General features: G+C 38.8%; 21 protein-coding genes and 2 pseudogenes. 14 read left to right on the top strand and 9 right to left on the bottom strand.

The features are described 5' to 3' along the window. Positions 1–11: 11 nt before the first annotated feature. Both gndA and ASG31_RS09100 read right to left on the bottom strand, forming a co-directional pair. Entirely contained in the window at positions 12–1424 is a 1413-nt protein-coding gene (gene gndA, locus ASG31_RS09095; protein ID WP_056030929.1) for an NADP-dependent phosphogluconate dehydrogenase, read from the bottom strand. A 126-nt stretch (positions 1425–1550) separates the two neighbouring features. Next, positions 1551–2426 carry a pirin family protein gene (locus ASG31_RS09100; protein WP_056030932.1) on the bottom strand — a complete coding sequence of 292 codons (876 nt, stop codon included), beginning with the start codon at positions 2424–2426 and terminating at the stop codon, positions 1551–1553. A gap of 293 nt (positions 2427–2719) precedes the next feature. On the opposite strand from ASG31_RS09100, the pseudogene ASG31_RS18895 reads away from it, so the two are divergent. Further along, positions 2720–2818, top strand: a pseudogene (locus tag ASG31_RS18895) (helix-turn-helix domain-containing protein); the annotation flags it as partial. A 2-nt stretch (positions 2819–2820) separates the two neighbouring features. Continuing rightward, positions 2821–3072 carry a nuclear transport factor 2 family protein gene (locus ASG31_RS09105; protein ID WP_231433776.1) on the top strand — a complete coding sequence of 84 codons (252 nt, stop codon included), beginning with the start codon at positions 2821–2823 and terminating at the stop codon, positions 3070–3072. A 97-nt stretch (positions 3073–3169) separates the two neighbouring features. Here the strand turns inward: ASG31_RS09105 and ASG31_RS09110 are convergent, their stop codons facing one another. Then, positions 3170–3997, bottom strand: coding sequence for an AraC family transcriptional regulator (locus ASG31_RS09110; RefSeq protein ID WP_056030935.1), 828 nt, complete (start codon positions 3995–3997; stop codon positions 3170–3172). A gap of 106 nt (positions 3998–4103) precedes the next feature. On the opposite strand from ASG31_RS09110, the gene ASG31_RS09115 reads away from it, so the two are divergent. From ASG31_RS09115 to ASG31_RS09135, 5 genes are read left to right on the top strand one after another with little or no spacing between them, the layout of a single operon-like run. Then, complete coding sequence (locus ASG31_RS09115; protein ID WP_056030938.1) at positions 4104–4670, top strand: sugar O-acetyltransferase; 567 nt, start codon at positions 4104–4106, stop codon at positions 4668–4670. 11 nt (positions 4671–4681) lie between these two features. Continuing rightward, complete coding sequence (locus tag ASG31_RS09120) at positions 4682–5860, top strand: NAD(P)-dependent alcohol dehydrogenase (RefSeq protein ID WP_056030941.1); 1179 nt, start codon at positions 4682–4684, stop codon at positions 5858–5860. A gap of 10 nt (positions 5861–5870) precedes the next feature. Then, positions 5871–6344 (top strand): cyclophilin-like fold protein, encoded by a 474-nt coding sequence (locus tag ASG31_RS09125; protein WP_056030944.1) that lies wholly within the window; start codon positions 5871–5873, stop codon positions 6342–6344. Between the two features lie 12 nt (positions 6345–6356). Beyond that, complete coding sequence (locus ASG31_RS09130; protein ID WP_056030947.1) at positions 6357–6854, top strand: cupin domain-containing protein; 498 nt, start codon at positions 6357–6359, stop codon at positions 6852–6854. 22 nt (positions 6855–6876) lie between these two features. Further along, complete coding sequence (locus ASG31_RS09135) at positions 6877–7623, top strand: SDR family oxidoreductase (RefSeq protein WP_056030950.1); 747 nt, start codon at positions 6877–6879, stop codon at positions 7621–7623. Between the two features lie 291 nt (positions 7624–7914). Here the strand turns inward: ASG31_RS09135 and ASG31_RS18900 are convergent, their stop codons facing one another. The 4 genes and pseudogenes from ASG31_RS18900 to ASG31_RS09145 all read right to left on the bottom strand — a co-directional run bounded on the left by ASG31_RS18900 (position 7915) and on the right by ASG31_RS09145 (position 8822). Then, positions 7915–8208 carry a Crp/Fnr family transcriptional regulator gene (locus ASG31_RS18900; protein WP_231433775.1) on the bottom strand — a complete coding sequence of 98 codons (294 nt, stop codon included), beginning with the start codon at positions 8206–8208 and terminating at the stop codon, positions 7915–7917. A gap of 3 nt (positions 8209–8211) precedes the next feature. Next, positions 8212–8388 (bottom strand): annotated as a pseudogene (locus tag ASG31_RS18905) (Crp/Fnr family transcriptional regulator); the annotation flags it as partial. Beyond that, on the bottom strand, positions 8357–8500 hold the full coding sequence (locus tag ASG31_RS18910; RefSeq protein ID WP_231433774.1) for a hypothetical protein: 144 nt from the start codon (positions 8498–8500) through the stop codon (positions 8357–8359). The gene ASG31_RS18910 and the pseudogene ASG31_RS18905, both read right to left, overlap by 32 nt. Before the next feature lie 10 nt (positions 8501–8510). Further along, positions 8511–8822, bottom strand: a complete 312-nt coding sequence (locus tag ASG31_RS09145; RefSeq protein ID WP_056031422.1) for a hypothetical protein — start codon at positions 8820–8822, stop codon at positions 8511–8513. 328 nt (positions 8823–9150) lie between these two features. Between ASG31_RS09145 and ASG31_RS09150 the strand changes: the two genes are divergently transcribed. Then, the gene (locus ASG31_RS09150; protein ID WP_056030953.1) at positions 9151–9972 is read left to right on the top strand and encodes an alpha/beta fold hydrolase; all 822 of its coding nucleotides are present in this window, start codon (positions 9151–9153) and stop codon (positions 9970–9972) included. A 61-nt stretch (positions 9973–10033) separates the two neighbouring features. Here the strand turns inward: ASG31_RS09150 and ASG31_RS09155 are convergent, their stop codons facing one another. Together ASG31_RS09155 and ribA are read right to left on the bottom strand one after the other, a co-directional pair. After that, positions 10034–11464, bottom strand: a complete 1431-nt coding sequence (locus ASG31_RS09155; RefSeq protein WP_056030956.1) for an SDR family oxidoreductase — start codon at positions 11462–11464, stop codon at positions 10034–10036. A 41-nt stretch (positions 11465–11505) separates the two neighbouring features. Further along, positions 11506–12096 (bottom strand): GTP cyclohydrolase II, encoded by a 591-nt coding sequence (gene ribA / locus ASG31_RS09160; protein ID WP_056030959.1) that lies wholly within the window; start codon positions 12094–12096, stop codon positions 11506–11508. A gap of 95 nt (positions 12097–12191) precedes the next feature. On the opposite strand from ribA, the gene ASG31_RS09165 reads away from it, so the two are divergent. The 6 genes from ASG31_RS09165 to ASG31_RS09185 are packed head-to-tail and all read left to right on the top strand — an operon-like array spanning position 12192 to position 17323. Then, positions 12192–12851, top strand: coding sequence for a TetR family transcriptional regulator C-terminal domain-containing protein (locus tag ASG31_RS09165; RefSeq protein WP_056030962.1), 660 nt, complete (start codon positions 12192–12194; stop codon positions 12849–12851). Position 12852: 1 nt separating this feature from the next. Continuing rightward, on the top strand, positions 12853–14181 hold the full coding sequence (locus tag ASG31_RS09170) for an ABC1 kinase family protein (RefSeq protein ID WP_056030965.1): 1329 nt from the start codon (positions 12853–12855) through the stop codon (positions 14179–14181). Continuing rightward, entirely contained in the window at positions 14171–14314 is a 144-nt protein-coding gene (locus ASG31_RS18225) for a DUF2256 domain-containing protein (RefSeq protein ID WP_082504523.1), read from the top strand. Before ASG31_RS09170 ends, ASG31_RS18225 begins: the two co-directional genes overlap by 11 nt. Next, positions 14278–15576 (top strand): DASH family cryptochrome, encoded by a 1299-nt coding sequence (locus tag ASG31_RS09175; protein ID WP_056030969.1) that lies wholly within the window; start codon positions 14278–14280, stop codon positions 15574–15576. The genes ASG31_RS18225 and ASG31_RS09175 overlap by 37 nt, the downstream gene beginning before the upstream one ends. Then, positions 15564–17042, top strand: a complete 1479-nt coding sequence (locus tag ASG31_RS09180) for a cryptochrome/photolyase family protein (RefSeq protein ID WP_056030972.1) — start codon at positions 15564–15566, stop codon at positions 17040–17042. Before ASG31_RS09175 ends, ASG31_RS09180 begins: the two co-directional genes overlap by 13 nt. Next, positions 17042–17323 carry a TIGR03643 family protein gene (locus ASG31_RS09185; RefSeq protein ID WP_056030975.1) on the top strand — a complete coding sequence of 94 codons (282 nt, stop codon included), beginning with the start codon at positions 17042–17044 and terminating at the stop codon, positions 17321–17323. The genes ASG31_RS09180 and ASG31_RS09185 overlap by 1 nt, the downstream gene beginning before the upstream one ends. Positions 17324–17345 lie beyond the last annotated feature (22 nt).

Here is a 17345-nt window from a genome sequence, read left to right on the forward strand (position 1 = left end):
TAAAATACCGGTTATTTAGATTGCCATAAAGAATGAAAAATTCCTTCTCTGTCGTTTCTCTGATAAGTATGGGCACCGAAATAATCTCTCTGGGCCTGAAGGAGATTTACAGGAAGTGATTCTGTGGTGTACGCTTCAAAATATCCTAAAGCTGATTGCAGTCCAAGGCTTGGAACCCCATTACTTATTGCATAGGCAGCGGTTTTTCTTAATGAAGAGAGTTTATTTTTTACAATCTCAGAAATTTCTTTATTCAATAAAATATTAGATAAATTTTCATCCTCAGAATAAGCAGCATAGAATTTTTCCAGCAAAACAGAGCGGATAATACAACCCCCTCTCCAGATTTTAACGACATCTTTCAAAGGGATTTCAAAAGAATATTCTTCAGAGGCTTTAACCAGTAATGCCAAACCTTGCGCATAACTGATCAATGTTGCCAAATACAGTGCGTCACCAACTTCCTGAATAAATAATTCTGTGTTTTCAGGAGTTACAGCTACCTCTCTGGTATATAACTGAGATGCTTCCACTCTTTCAGCCTTGTAGGCAGATAAAATTCTTGACGTCACGGCAATGTCGATGGTTGGGATAGAAACACCAATTTCCATTGCCTGTTCTGAGGTCCATTTTCCTGTACCTTTTGCTCCTGCTTTATCTAAAATCTGATCGACAAGAAAACCATCGGTCAAATCGTCTTTCTGCCGGAAAATATCTCTTGTAATTTCAATCAAAAATGAATTCATCTCGCCTTCATTCCACTTTTTGAAAACTTCGTACAGCTGGTCGTTATTGAGTTTTGCACCTTTTCTCAGCAAATCATACGCTTCACTTATCAACTGCATGATTGCATATTCAATTCCGTTGTGAACCATTTTCACATAGTTCCCTGCTGCACCTTTTCCCATGTAAGCGGTGCATGGTTCGCCATTTACTTTCGCTGAAATAACTTCAAGCATCGGCTTCACAAGTTCAAAAGCGTCCCAATCACCACCAGGCATGATACTCGGGCCTCTTCTGGCGCCCTGTTCACCACCGGAAACTCCCATTCCCATAAAATGAAGATTTTTTGATTTCAGACTTTCAATACGTCTTTCGGTATCTTTAAAATAAGAGTTTCCTGCGTCAATTACAACGTCATCAGGATTAAGAAACGGCGTAATGCTTTCAAGAACGGCATCAACAGGTTTTCCTGCGGGAACCATTAAAATAATTTTTCTCGGACTGTCTAAATTTGCCACAAATTCTTCCAGCGAAACTGAGCCAATCACTCTTGTTCCGGAGGCAATTCCGTTGCGGAGTTCCACCACTTTTTCCTGATCAAGATCAAATCCTGCGACAGAAAAACCATTGTCAGCAATATTGTAAAGCAGATTTCTCCCCATTACACCGAGACCCACGACCCCGTAATTATATTTTTCCATTTTTAACTGAAGATTTATTTCGTGACAAATTTACGGAAATGACCATCATTAGAAAAAATAATACCTCATTTCTTTCATTTAATACGGAAGTTAAAAACATTTAAAAACCAAAAATTTTCAAATGATCTACATCGTCATCGGAACTTCCATCAACAGAATTTCTGTATTGTCTGAAGTGGATCTGATGTTTAAATCTGAAATTTCCCAAACGCCAAAACCATCTCTTTTCTCCAATTCCTGTCCTTCAATTTCTGCGCTTCCCTTTAAAATAAATGCATAAACACCATTCCCTTTCTTCCTGATCTGATAATTGGTTTCGATATTTTTTTCAAAATCTCCTAAGTGAAACCAGGCATCCTGATTGATCCAGACACCTTCGTCATCTGCATTTGGAGAAAGAATCTGCTGAAATTGATTTAGACTTTTTGCTTTGTTTAAAGTGATCTGGGCATATCTGGGCATCACATTTCTTTTGTTTGGATACACCCAAATCTGAAGAAATTTAACTTTACGGTCTGCATTTTTATTGAATTCGCTGTGCATAATTCCCGTTCCTGCGCTCATCACCTGAACATCTCCGCTCCTGATTACTGCAGAATTTCCCATGCTGTCTTTATGCTCCAAATCGCCTTCCAATGGGATGCTGATAATTTCCATATTGTCATGCGGATGCGTTCCGAAGCCTCTCCCCGCCTCCAGGATGTCATCATTTAAAACCCTCAAAACACCAAAATGCATTCTTTCAGGATTGTGATAATTGGCAAAGCTGAAGGTGTGATTGCTCACCAGCCAGCCGTGGTCTGCCTTACCCCGGGAATCTGCATTGTGAATCACAGAGTTATATTTAATTTTCGAATCGGTATTCGGCAGATGATTGTATCCAATGGGTTCCAGCGGCTCAATTTCGTCAATCTCATTTTTTATAGTATTTGCCAGTGCAGCGCCTGTAACGAACATTCCTGTACCCAACAGTCCCTTCTTTATAAAATCTTTTCTGTCCATATCTATAATATTTATTCTTTTTGACAGCACAAATTTAGGGTGATGAAAACTCCTGTACATTGAACTGGTTTAATAAATGAGTCAAAAGAAAGTTTACCAGATATGCCACGCAAAGCCAACAGCAAATTAATTTTCTTATTTTAAACTTACCAGAGCTTGCACCCAAAACTATTTTTCATCTATAGAAACCAACGGGTCGAAAAATTTAATTCATCAGTCATTTCAGAGATGCTCAGGTCTTTGTTTTGGAGTAAAAATCAAAGTCTGCAACGCTTTAATAAGTAACTGCTTAAATAGCTTATCAATTAGGTTTTGAACAGCCACAATCTTTCAACACACTGTTTAAAAAGAAAACCAATCACACACCAATAAAATACAAACAATTCAACTAAAAATGGAAATCAAATCATTTATACAGGATTGGCTTGCATTAGCCAATGCTTACGACACAAAGAATTATCTTGAAAAATGGCACGAAAAAGCTGTACTTGACGACACTTCGGTAGGACACATTTTTAAAGGACATTCAGGCATTAAAAAATATTTCGAAAGCTATTTTATCGGCTACAAAACACAAACACGACTTGTAAATCTGGATATCATTTCCGAAAACGAAGCACACGTTGAAGTGGAGTTTTCAGGCTAATTTCCCGAAAGAAAAATTGGAGGAACTTTTGAATTGACCTTTGAGAATGGTAAGATTAGGGAAGCAAAAGCTGATTTGATTTAAAATCAACCCAAACCTACCCCACCCTATTTCTAAAAGCACTCGGGCTCACGCCCAAAACCTTCTTCACATATCTCGTAAAAAACGAGCGACTCGAAAAATGCATTTCGTCGGCAATTTCGGAGATGTTCAGGTTTTGGTTTTGTAGTAAAATCAACAGGCGTTCTTTGGCGTGGCGCTGTATCCATTCCGATGCGGTAATGCCTGAGTGGATTTTGCAGAGGTGATTGAGATATTTGGGTGTGATGTTCAGCATATTGCTGTAATACTGCACTTCCCGCTCCGTGAGGCAATGCTGCTGCAACAGATGGATGAATTGCTGGTACAGCGTTCCCGTTTGCAGGCTATGGCGGCGCTGCTCGTATTCATTGGCGAAAGTGTGCCACATTTCCAGAATGAAAATGCGCATTTGAAGTTTCAGCGCCTCATCGTAAAAGCGGTGTTCCGTTTCATTAAAACGCTGGTTCATCCATTTGAAATTATTCAGAATTCTTTCTTTTTCTTCCATCGCCGCAATATTTTTTACCGGAAAAACCCTCGAATGTAACTGTGCATTGATGCTCCACCCCTGGTCTGGAATATTATCGGTGAGAAAATCTTTTTCCACCAGCAGTACAGTGGCTTTAAACCCTTTACTGGTCTGTATTTTCGCCAGCCTGCTTTCGGCAAACCAAAACAGAAACTGTCCGGCTTTACAGGTCATTGGCGTTTCATTGAACAAAAATCTGATGCTTCCACGATGGCAGAATAAATGCGTATGATACTGTTTCAGCATACTTTCAGTAAAAGCAGTTTCGTCTTTTATTTCAAGAAAAATGATTTTGGGAAGTGTATTTTTCGGCATCGCAACAATTTAAAAGCTAAAATACGTAATATTTGACATTTTCTGCGATATAAATGTAACAAAACACGGTTTTCATCTGGCTACCTTTGTCTGTAAAAATAAGACAATGGCAACAGCAGATATATTTGAACGGTTGAGAAACGGCGAAACCATTTCTTCCAACGATGCCGAAGCATACAAAATGCGTGAAGCTTCGTTTGCAACAAAAAAGCTGGTGGTACAGATGAACAACGCTACTGAACCATCGGAAATCAGACGATTTTTAAGCCAAATTACAGCCACAGAAATTCACGAAAGTGTTACCGTTTTTACGCCCTTGCACATCAATTACGGAAAGCATACCAAAATAGGCAAAAACGTGTTCATCAATTTCGATTGTGTGTTTCTCGGTTTGGGCGGAATTACCATTGACGACAATGTTTTGATTGCACCAAAAGTGAGTTTGCTTACCGAAGGCCATCCCATAAATCCTGCGGAAAGACAATCCTTAATTCCAAAACCTATTTACATCAAAAAAAATGCGTGGATTGGTGCCAACGCCACCATTCTGCAAGGGGTAACGATTGGTGAAAACGCTGTTGTAGCAGCCGGTTCGGTGGTTTCAGCGGATGTTCCTGATAACGTCATCGTAGGTGGAATTCCTGCAAAAATTATTAAAAATATTAATGCTTAAAACGAAATAATATGTCAAACGATAATCATAATCCCAGAAGAAAATTTATACAACAGACAGCATTTGCGGGTGCAGGTTTGGCGCTTGCCGGACCGCTGCAAATTTTCGCACAGACAAATAACAGAACAATGAGCAAAAATATAAAAGCAAGAGGCTACGCAGGAAAAGATGCAGCCGGAAAAATGGTGCCGTGGAATTTTGAAAGAAGAGCCGTGGGCGACAACGATGTTTTAATTGAAATTAAATATTCGGGAATTTGCCATTCGGATATTCATACCATAAAAGGACATTGGGGAACGCAAAAATATCCGCAGGTTCCGGGTCACGAAATTGCAGGAATTGTAACGGCAGTCGGTAAATATGTAACCAAATTTAAAGTAGGCGACCAAGCCGGTGTGGGCTGTATGGTAAACAGTTGTATGCAATGCGAAAGCTGTGAAAGCGGCGAAGAACATCACTGCGAAACAGGCGGGATGGTAGGCACTTATGGTACGCCCGAAGCCTCATCACCAACCGGAATTACCCAGGGTGGCTATGCCAACAATATTGTGGTAACCGAACATTTTGCAATAAAAATCCCTAAAACCATTGACCTGAAATATGCAGCGCCACTGCTTTGTGCGGGTATCACCACCTATTCGCCAATGATGAAAATCAATTTTAAAAAAGGAGATAAAATCGGCGTGATTGGCATCGGCGGTTTGGGGCATATCGCTGTGAAATTAGCCGTATCGAAAGGTGCGGAAGTGTATGCATTCACCACATCGCCTTCAAAAGTAAATGACATTAAAAGTTTTGGGGCAAAAGAAGTTATCGTGGTAAAATCGGCAGCAGATTTACAACCTTACAAAGGCAAACTCGACTTTATGATTTCTACCGTTCCGTATGCGTATGAAATGTCGCCTTACATCGACTGTGTGAAAAAGTACGGCTATTTTACACAGGTTGGGCAGCCTGTAAACGGCGAGTTGACCATCAATAATTTCAATATGATTTTCAACCGAGTGAATTTCAACGGCTCGCTGATTGGCGGTATTCCTGAAACCCAGGAAGTGATGGATTACTGTGCCGACAACAGAATTTATCCGCAAATCCAAATCATTAAAGCCTCAGAAATAAATGATGCGTGGGATAAAGTGGTGAATAAAGAAGCGAGATACAGATATGTGATTGATGCCTCAACTTTTTAAATAATGAAGTATGAGATCTCTGATAACAATTGTCGCTGTTCTGTTTACATTTTCCTTTTGCACCGCAAGTTGCAGTAAGGAAGATGAACCCTCTTCAATCGAAAATAATGGCAGTGGAAGTACTAATCCATCCTCAACAAAAATGAAAATTACAATTGGCACAGCAGTTTTTACCGCAACGCTGTACGACAATCCAAGTGCGGCAGCTTTTAAAGCCCTGTTGCCCCTTACGATAATTATGACCGAATTGAATAACAACGAAAAATACTTCAATTTACCCAAACCGCTTCCCACCAATGCATCCGTTGGTGGTGCAATTAAAAACGGCGATTTAATGCTGTACGGAAGCAATACGTTGGTGCTTTTTTATAAAAATTTCAATACCTCGTACAGCTATTCAAAACTGGGCAATATCGATAATCCCACCGGGCTTGCCGAGGCTTTGGGCAATGGAAATGTGGTGGTGAAATTTGAGAACAATTAAACATCAATCAAAATGAAAAATAATTTAAAAAACTTTTCAGTAATAGCCGTTTTGGCGATGACGATACTATCGTGCAACAATAAAAATCAGGAAAAAATGGAAACAAATAAAAGTGAATTAACAGAAATTTTCCCGAAAGGTGAAAAAGGTTCAAGCGAAAATTTTACCGGAAATGCGTACAATATTGGTTTGGTAGATGCAGACAGTCTGCTGACAACGGCGGTAGGCAATGTCTATTTCGAACCCGGCGCAAGAAGCAATTGGCACAGTCATCCAGCCGGACAGATTTTAATTATTACAGACGGAATTGGCTACCATCAAATAGAAGGACAGCCGATTGAAATTCTCAAAAAAGGAAGTGTGGTAAAATGCCCACCCAATGTCCGTCATTGGCACGGAGCCAGTGCAGATGTAGGTTTACAGCAATTGTACATCGTTCCTAACACCGAAAAAGGAATTGTGAACTGGCAGGAAGCCGTGGCGGATGAAGTTTATAAAAGTGTGAAGTAATTAAAATAAAATAAGATCAATTATGGAAAACACTATCAAAAACAAAGTAATAGTTATTACCGGTGCAAGTAGCGGAATGGGCGAAGCTGCCGCAAAACATTTAGCTGAACTGGGTGCAACAGTAGTACTTGGCGCAAGAAGAGCCGAAAAAATTGAACAGTTAGCAAAGCAAATCAATGAAACCGGTGGAAAAGCACTTGCCGTAAAAGCAGACGTAATCCAGCTGGAACAGGTAAAAAATCTTGTAGATACGGCTGTAAAACAGTTTGGTAAAGTAGATGTGATTTTAAACAACGCCGGAATAATGCCTTTGTCGCCAATGGACAGAATTAATGTGGAGGAGTGGAATACGATGATAGATGTGAATATAAAAGGTGTTCTGAACGGTATTGCTGCGGTTTTGCCTTGCATGAAAGCGCAAAAATCTGGTCAGATTATCAACACAGCATCCGTTGCCGGTCATAAAGTTTTCAATGGTTCTGCGGTTTATTCTGCTACCAAATATGCAGTCAGAGCCTTAACCGAAGGCCTGCGAATGGAAGTAAAACCGTATAACATCCGTACCACCATTGTCTGTCCTGGAGCTGTAAAAACAGAATTGCTTGAACATATTTCCGAAGCAGACATTCAGCAGGCCAATAAAGATTATGTGGGCGAAGTAGGCATCAGTCCGGACAGTTTTGCCCGTGTGGTTGCTTTCGCCATCAGCCAGCCGGAAGATGTGGATATTAATGAAGTGATTTTCAGACCGACGGCGCAGGAGATGTAAAAACTGTCTTCTACTGAAACTGAATATTTTTTAGAACGAATTTCAATTAAAAATTAAAAACATCAGGAAAGAGATAACAGAAATAATATACGGCTGAAGTGCAGACTTCGGCCTTTTTGTTTTACTAAACTGTATACGATCTTACATTTTCTAATCTGCTGTTTTTGACCTGTAATTGCCAATATCCAAAACATTTAGTTGAAAAAATATTGGAACGTTGGGCTACAGTGTATAATGTGAGATTGTGCAGCGAAAATAAAAGTATTTTTAAGGTTCAGATTCTGTCCCATTTTACTTTTCTTTATTCGCCAGGCGCTTTCTGATCATGCTTACAAATTCTTTGGAGACGCCCAGATATGAGGCAATATAATATTTCGCCACACTCTGCGGAATGCTGGGATAAACTTTGATAAACTCAAGGTACCGTTCGGTGGCAGCTTTCGAAATGGTATTTACCAGACGGTTTTGCAATGTATAAAGATTTCTCTGGACTAACATTCTGAAAACTCTTTCAAACTTTGGTATTTTTTGTAAAAGTTTTTCTTTTGTGGTGGGATTCAAAGTATAAATTTCTGAATCTTCCAACGTTTCTATGCATAACCCTGATAGTTTCTGTTCCTGAAACGAGGCAATATCACTGATGCACCAGTCTTCTACAGCAAAGAGAATAGTGACCTCAAAACCGTTATCATCAAGGTAAAAGACCCGAACGCAGCCTGATTTTATAAACCCTTCAAACTGACAGATTTCGCCTTCTCTCAGCAGTACCGTTTTTTTTAGGAAAAGTCTGAAGCGTTAAATAATCAGTGAATATTTTTTCTTCCTCTTCGCTGAGACTGATAAATCTTTTGACGTTTTTGATGATGTTCTCATACATAGCTTGCCTTTTAAGGCTGCAAATTAGGGAAAAGTGTGTAAACTTCGTTCTTTAGCAGTCCATTTCCGCCACCGTAATGATCAATTACTTTTACATCCTTCTCGATCTTCCGGCAAAAATCTTTGATATTGCTTTCAAATTGTTCAGACAGACCGGAATTTAACAAAACTATATCAACGTGATTTTCTCTGATAAAGTCCTCACAAACCCTTTCATCACTTGTAATCTCAGCATTCCAGCCTTCATTATTTGTGATAATTCTCTTTAATGTATCAAGAATTTCCTCATTTTTTCCTATCACCAAAAAATTTAATGTTTTCATTTTTCTAAGTGTATAAACTGACTGATGGTGAAATTTTTCTTTCTTCGTTCCCTGAATAAACGCTTCATCCATCGGATCTTCAAAATTGAAAGTTCCTGTAATGTAATCGTTTAAATTTTAACATGACAAATGTACGATGATACGCGCTGCTATTTATTGAACCAGTTTAATAAAGTGTTTAGCAGTAGTGAAATGTAATTTATTTACAAAAAAATATACGATATTAAAGCAGATTAACGAAAAATCATTTTAAGCCTCCTAGATTTGCTGAAGAATAAGACAACAAAATCTTATCACAAATCAAAAACAACCTTAAAAATTAACAATTATGAGCACACTACAATTAAAAGACGGAACCGAAATTTTTTACAGAGACCAAGGTAAAGGACCGGTTTTAATGTTTCATCACGGATGGCCATTATCTTCAGACGACTGGGACGGCCAGGTTATTTTCTTTTTACAGAAAGGTTACAGGGTGGTAACGCATGACAGAAGAGGTCACGGCCGTTCAAGCCAGAATATTTACAACCACACTATCGAGCAGTATGCCTCTGATGCAGCAGAACTGGTAGAATTTTTAGATCTGAAAGATGTGATTCACATCGGTCACTCAACCGGTGGCGGTGAAGTAATCCGTTATGCAGCGAAGTTCGCTAACGGAAGAGCAAAAAAGGCAGTTCTCATCAGCGCCGTTCCGCCGATTATGGTAAAAAGCGAAACCAATCCGGACGGAGTGCCGATGGAAGTCTTTGACGGAATTAGAGAACAGACTATGAATAACAGAAGCCAGTTTTATATTGATCTTACTTTCCCTTTTTACGGATACAACAGAGATGGGGCAAATGTGAAAGAAGGCGTACAGAGAAACTGGTGGAGACAGGGCATGATGGGCGGTATAGTTGCTCATTATGACGGGATTAAAGCATTTTCTGAAACTGATTTTACCGAAGATCTGAAAGCTGTAGACATTCCAGTTTTGGTTCTTCACGGCGAAGATGACCAAATTGTTCCCATAGGAAATGCAGCCTTAAAAGCAATAAAATTACTGAATAACGGAAAGATGATTACCTATCCCGGTTTCCCGCACGGGATGCCAACTACCGAGCATGACACAATCAATAAAGACCTTCTGGAATTTATTCAATCTTAATAATTACCATTTAAAGAACTGTAAAATGGCTCCTACACTAAAGTGGGCGCTATTTTGTTTTTTAGCTTTTAACAAGATTTCTCACCATCCCTTTAAATATCAGGCCGTGAAAGGGCAAAACAGAAAACCAGTACAATCTTCCCCACAATCCTTTCGGCCGGAAAACAGCTTTCTGCCAAAGTTTGCCTCTGTATAATTTAAACATCAGCCAGGCTTCCCCCGGCAGTTTCATTTCTGCGAAGAGAATGAGTTTTCCTTCTTCCCGGTTTGCATACAGAACCCTCCAGAAATCCAAAGCATCGCCCTGGTGCAGCTGCGTAGGGTGCGTTCTGCCTCTCCTTAAACCAGGGCCTCCCACCAGCTGATCCATAAATCCCCTGATTTTCCAGAGATTCTGCCCATACCATCCTTTTTTGCCCCCTAAACTGAAGACATTATCCAGACATTTCTCACGGTTTTCATAGACTGCACTCTGCAAATCTGTAAAACATCCAAAATGTGGAACTTCTATAAATTCTTTTAAGCTGGAATCGCTTCTGCTGCTTACAAAACTGTCTTTCCAGCTGGAACTGATCTCATTGGCCTGAATTTTCTCCATCGTTCTTTTCAATGCCTCACCGTAACCAAATGGCTGTATGTTGGTGATTCCTTTTATTTCCTTCAAACTTTCAGGTTTGCAAACCACTTCAATTTTCATACTTCCTACTAATGAACTTGCCAGACTGTACGTAGTTGAGGTGATGAAATACAGCCAGTAAGAAGATAATTTTGGAGTCATTACAGGCAGGATAAAAATATGTCTTTTCAGACCCCGCACTTTAGCGTATCCCAGCAATATTTCTTTGTAGGTTAAAACGTCATCACATCCAATATCAAAACTTCTGTTGTAGGTTTCTTTTTTGAAGAGTGAAAAAATCAGAAAATCGAGAACATTGGCAATCCCGATGGGTTGGCATCTGGTATTAAGCCACTTTGGCGTCACCATTACCGGCAGTTTTTCCACCAGATCCCGAATGATTTCGAAAGACGCACTACCCGACCCGATGATGATCCCTGCCCGCAAAACGGTAGTGTGAAGTTTTGATTCCATCAGTATTTTCTCTACATTAAATCTGGAGTTCAGATGTTTGGATAATTCTTTCTCGTTTACCAAACCAGAGAGGTAAATTATATGTTCACACGACGTAGCTTCCAGCGCGCTGATAAAATTTTCAGCACATATTTTTTCTGAAGATTCATAGTCGCCGCTTGCGCTCATAGAATGCATCAGATAATAAGCTCCGGAAATATCTTTCGGAATGTTCTGTAATGTCTCTTTCCTCAGAAAATCTACTTCTATTACTTCAAACTGTTCTTCTTTTATCCCGGAAGGTTTGGAGAAACGCTGTACATCACGCACACAACAAACCACCTTATATCCCTGAGCTGCGATTACACTGATCATTCTTTTTCCGATATAGCCGGTTGCGCCGGTGAGCAGTATTTTTTTCATAAGATTTAGACCTTGTAATTCTGTTGACAGTAATGAGAAATTTATACCTTTTCCAGAAGGTGCCCGAAATAATCTTTCTTTTTCGTCAGATAACTTTCGTTGATACCGTTGGATTCTATTTCCAGCGGAATTCTGATGTTGAGTTTAATGTTGCTGTTTTCTAAAGATTTAATTTTGTCAGGATTATTGGTCAGCAGGTTAATTTCTTTCACATTCAGAATATTAAGTATCTCCACTGCAACATCAAAATTTCTTCCGTCTGCAGGTAAACCCAGTTTTAGATTGGCTTCCACAGTATCGAAACCCTGCTCCTGTAATGCATAAGCTCTCAGTTTGTTAATGATTCCGATATTTCTTCCTTCCTGACGTAGGTAAATGATAATCCCACCGTTTTCCGACATATATTTCATTGCGGAATCCAGCTGCTGGCCGCATTCGCATTTTCGGGAATGAAAAACTTCACCCGTAATGCATTCAGAATGAAAACGGACATTCACGGTTTTGCAGAAATCTGTATTTTCTGCGACCCATACAAGATGAGGTTTCCAATCTTCTTCGCTTTCGGAGAACGCATAAACATTGTAGTTGCCAAAATCTGTCGGTATTTTTGTCTGTGCCTGAATTGTCAACATAATTGAAAAATTAAATGATTTATATGGTACAAATTTATACTTTATTTTAATTAATAATAAAATATATTACTAAATTTGTACCATAAAGTTTAAGTATGAAAAAAGATAATCAAATCACAGAAGAAAAGATATTTGAATTGTATTCAGATTACATCCTTAACCACGGCGAGAAACCTAAGAACATTTACCGTTTCGCAAAAGACAACGAGTTTGAAGAGAAAGATTTCTACAATTACTTCTCAAGTTTTGAGCAGGTGGAAAAGCAGATGTTCGTCAATCTTTTTGTAAAATCTGTAGAGCTGGCAGCTGAGGTAAATGACGCTGAAGAAATTGCATCTAAAGAAAAACTCTTAAATGTTTACTATATATTTTTCGAAAATCTTACAATCAACCGTTCTCTGGTTTTAATGATTCTGGGGAAAACAAAAATGGAGTCTGCAAAAAATCTGAACCAGCTGAAAACTGTTCACCGCGAATACATCAAAACGCTTGATTTCGCTGACTGGGAAATCATCCGGAAAGCAAAAGACGATATCAGAAATGCACATCAGAAAGCCCGTGAAGAAGCACTGTGGCTGCATTTGGTTTCAGCCATTGAATTTTGGAAAAAAGATACTTCCCCCGCTTTCGAAAAAACAGATATTTTTATCGAAAAAACAATCGACACAGGTTTTGAACTGATGGACAACGAGCCATTGAGAAAACTGGCTGACCTCGGGAAATTTTTATTCAAAGAAACATTCAAAAAAAACTGAGATGAAAACACTGAATAAAATACCCACAGGAAAAATAGAAAGAACCGGCAGTTTACTGAAAGCCGGAGCTAAAATCGGAGTAAACTACATCAAATATTACGGAAATAAAATCACCAAAGACGAAACGGAAGCAAGGCAGATTCTGAACGAAGAAAATGCCACAGACATCTACGATTCTCTGAAAGAACTGAAAGGTTCTGCACTGAAAGTTGCCCAAATGCTGAGTATGGAAAAAAATATTCTTCCGCAGGCTTATGTAGAGAAATTTTCTCTGTCACAGTTCTCTGTACCGCCACTTTCCGGGGCTTTGGTGAAGAAAACTTTCAGAAAATATTTCGGTAAAAATCCGGAAGCGATGTTTGATCAGTTTTCTGCGGAATCTGTGAATGCAGCAAGCATCGGGCAGGTGCACAGAGCAAAAAAAGACGGTAAAGATTTAGCGGTAAAAATACAGTATCCCGGTGTTCGGGAAAGCATTTCCAGCGATTTGAAACTGGTGAAACCTATTGCCATTAAAATGTTCAACATTCAGAAAGAAGGTTCTGAATCTTACTTTCAGGAAGTTGAAAACAAATTATTTGAAGAAACAGATTATAACCTCGAGCTGAAAAGAAGTCTGAAGATTTCTGATGACTGTAAACATTTGCCCAACCTCAAATTCCCAACCTACTATCCCGATTTGTCCTGCGAAAAAATCATCACGATGGATTGGATGAACGGAAAACATTTCTCTGAATTCACAAAGCAAAATAATTCGCAGGAAGACCTCAATAAAATCGGACAGACACTGTGGGATTTCTATATGTATCAGATGCATATCCTGAAGCAGGTGCACGCAGACCCGCATCCCGGCAATTTTTTGGTTTCAGATGAAAAAGAGTTACTGGTGATCGATTTTGGCTGTATCAAAGAGATTCCGACAGACTTTTACGAACCTTATTTTGAACTGGCAAAAGAAGATAATCTTAAAAATCCTGAAATTTTCAGACAGAAACTGTATCAGCTGGAAATTCTCCGGGATGATGATTCACCCAAAGAACAGGAATTTTTCACCAAATTATTCTATGAACTTTTGGAACTTTTCACAAGACCTTTCAACCGCGACGTTTTTGATTTTTCTGACGAAAGTTTTTTTCAGGAAATTGCAGATCTCGGTCAGCGTTACGCCAAACTCAGCGATATGAAAGGAATGAATGCCAACCGTGGTTCGAAACATTTTATTTACCTTAACAGAACCTTTTTCGGTCTGTACAATATGATGCATGATGTGAGAGCGAAAGGCGTTGAAATTAACCATTTTAAAAATTTTGTTTCGCAAAATGCCGGCTAATCTGCCTTCAAAAATCTGTGAGGTCTGCGGGTTGCCGTTCAACTGGCGGAAAAAGTGGAAGAGAAACTGGGACGAAGTAAAATATTGCAGCGAAAAATGTCGGAAAAACAAAAAATCAACATTCTCTGGCTGAACAACAACCTAAGAATCAGAGACAACGAAGCACTTCTGAAAATTCAGCAGGAAGATCTGCCTTTTGTTGCATTGTATATTTTTGACAGTAAATTTTACAGTCAAAAGCAGTTTGGCTTCAAAAAAACAGGAATGTTTCGGACTAAATTTTTACTGGAAACTGTTTTGGATGTAGAGAAAAAATTAAATCAGAATGGAATTCCTTTTTTGAAAAAGTTTGGAAATACAGCTGAAATTTTCAAGCAGATAGCTGAATATTTTGATATAGAAACCATTTTCTGCCAGGAAGAATGGACGAAAGATGAAACTGATGTACAACAGCGGGTTGAGAAAGCTTTACCGAAAGCAGTTTGGTCTAAATCTTATTCTCAGCTGTTACTCCAGCCGGATTTTGTTTATCATCAGATTGAAAAAATCCCTTTTCAGTTTACCACTTTCAGACAGAAAGTTGAGAAGAATTTTACTGTGAGAAAAGAATTTGTTTTCAATAAAACCGGGAATGATCTGAACTTTGAAATTCAGGTAAAAAGCGATGAGATCAACCTTGCAACTTTGGGTTTTGAAGATTTTGAAAATCACAGATTTTCAGCATTTCCTTTCTCTGGTGGTGAAACTGAAGCTTTGAAACGCCTTAATTCATATTTTGCTGAAACTGAAAATCTAAGTAAATATAAAGAAACACGCAATGGAATGACGGGTTCAGGTTACAGCAGCAAATTTTCTGCGTGGCTCGCCAATGGAAGCCTTTCGCCGATATCTGTATATTACGAAATTAAAAAATATGAAGCAGAATTTGGCAGCAATGAATCAACCTACTGGCTTGTTTTTGAACTCCTTTGGCGTGAATTTTTCAAATATGTTTCGATGGAAAATAAGGATAAAATTTTTCAGCTGAAAGGAATTTCAGATAAAGAATATCCATTTCAATCGGAGGATAATGTAATTCAGAAATGGATTGCCGGAAAAACAGAATCAGATTTCATCAATGCAAATATGCTCGAAATCAGGCAAACCGGATTTATGAGCAATCGAGGCAGACAAAACGTGGCATCGTATTTCTGTAAAATCCTCAGGCAGGACTGGCGGATTGGAGCCGCTTATTTTGAGGAAATGCTTGTTGATTACGATTTACACAGCAATTATGGCAACTGGATGTACCTCGCCGGCGTGGGAAATGACCCGAGAGGCCGGACCTTTAATCCAGGAAAACAGGCAGAGCAATACGATAACGATTACAAATTCAGAAATTTATGGCTACGGTAAAGACTTCGGTTGCGCAATTGATTTTTCCGCATCAGCTCTTGAAAGACACCGATTTTTTAGATAAAAATCAGCCAGTTTATCTGGTTGAAGAATTTCTCTTCTTCAAACAGTACAAATTTCATAAACAGAAAATTGCATTTCACCGCGCAGGTATGAAATTTTACGAAAAGTATTTGCTGGAAGCAGGTTTTAAAATAAATTATATTGAAAGTAATGAGCCGTTGTCTGATGTTCAAAAATTAATTAAGCATTTAGAAGAAGAAAAATTTACAGAAATTCTCACGGTTGATGTTTGCGATCACTGGCTGGAAAAAAGAATTAAAAAGACAAAATTAAATGTAAAATTTACAGACAATCCAATTTTCATCAATACCGAAGAGGATTTGAAGGAATATTTTGAGGGTAAAGAATTTTATCATCAAACCGATTTCTATAAACAGCAGAGAATTTCCAGAAATATCCTGATGAAAGCAGGGAAACCGTTGGGTGGAAAATGGACTTTCGATACAGAAAACCGAAAAAAATATCCTAAAAATAAAAAGTCACCTTCAATCATTTTTCCTGTAAACTCCACATTTTATGAGGAAGCCAAAGTTTATACTGAAAAATATTTCAGTGAAAATTACGGAAATCTTACGTCCTATCAACTGTACCCAACTACTTTTGAAGATGCTGAAAAATGGCTTGATCAGTTTTTAGAAATGCGTTTTGCAGACTTTGGAGTTTACGAAGACAGCATCGTGGAACATGAGCATTTCCTGCATCACAGCGTGCTTTCTCCGCTGCTCAACGTGGGTCTTCTGACGCCGGATTTTGTTTTGGAACACGCCATAAAATATGCTGAAGATTTTGATGTTCCCATAAATTCTCTGGAAGGATTTGTACGACAGATTTTAGGGTGGCGCGAGTTTGTGAGAGGAATTTATCTTTATCAGGGAATCTTTCAGAGAAATAAAAATTACTGGAAACATAAGAACCCGCTTCCGGAAACATTTTATACAGGAAAAACAGGCATTAAACCTATAGACAGCACAATTCTGAAAGTTTTGGAAACCGGATACGCCCATCACATTGAAAGGCTGATGATTTTTGCCAACTTTACGAATTTAATGAAACTCAATCCTGATGAAGTTTACCAGTGGTTTATGGAAATGTTTATCGATTCTTACGATTGGGTAATGGTTCCCAATGTTTATGGAATGAGCAGTTTTTCTGACGGCGGAAAAATGAGCACGAAACCTTACATCTGCGGGAGCAATTATGTGAAAAAGATGAGCGATTATTCTGATGGCGACTGGTCTGAAAAATGGGATGCGCTTTTCTGGAATTTTGTGAATGACAACCGTTCATTTTTCGAGAAAAATCCGAGGTTGGGAATGATGATCCGGACTTTTGACAAGATGACGGCAGAGAAAAAAGAAAGCCATTTGAAACTGGCAAAACAAACCCTTAAAAACCTAAAATAATGATCAAAGAATTTAATCCCGAACAGACCGACCGCATCATAGAAATGGCGTGGGAAGACCGCACTCCTTTCGAAGCTATAGAATTTCAGTTTGAAATAAGCGAGGCGGAAGTGATAGAACTGATGCGGAAAGAACTCAAATTTTCAAGTTTTAAACTGTGGCGGAAGAGGGTGAATTCTGGTGTGAGCCATAAGCATCTGAAGAAAAGAAGTGATGAGATCAGCCGTTTCAAATGCAGCAGACAGCGAGCGATCAGCCACAATAAAATTTCAAAAAGGTAATTTTTAATAATCTTAAAAAAAA

Source organism: Chryseobacterium sp. Leaf404 (assembly GCF_001424145.1).
Classification (GTDB): domain Bacteria; phylum Bacteroidota; class Bacteroidia; order Flavobacteriales; family Weeksellaceae; genus Chryseobacterium.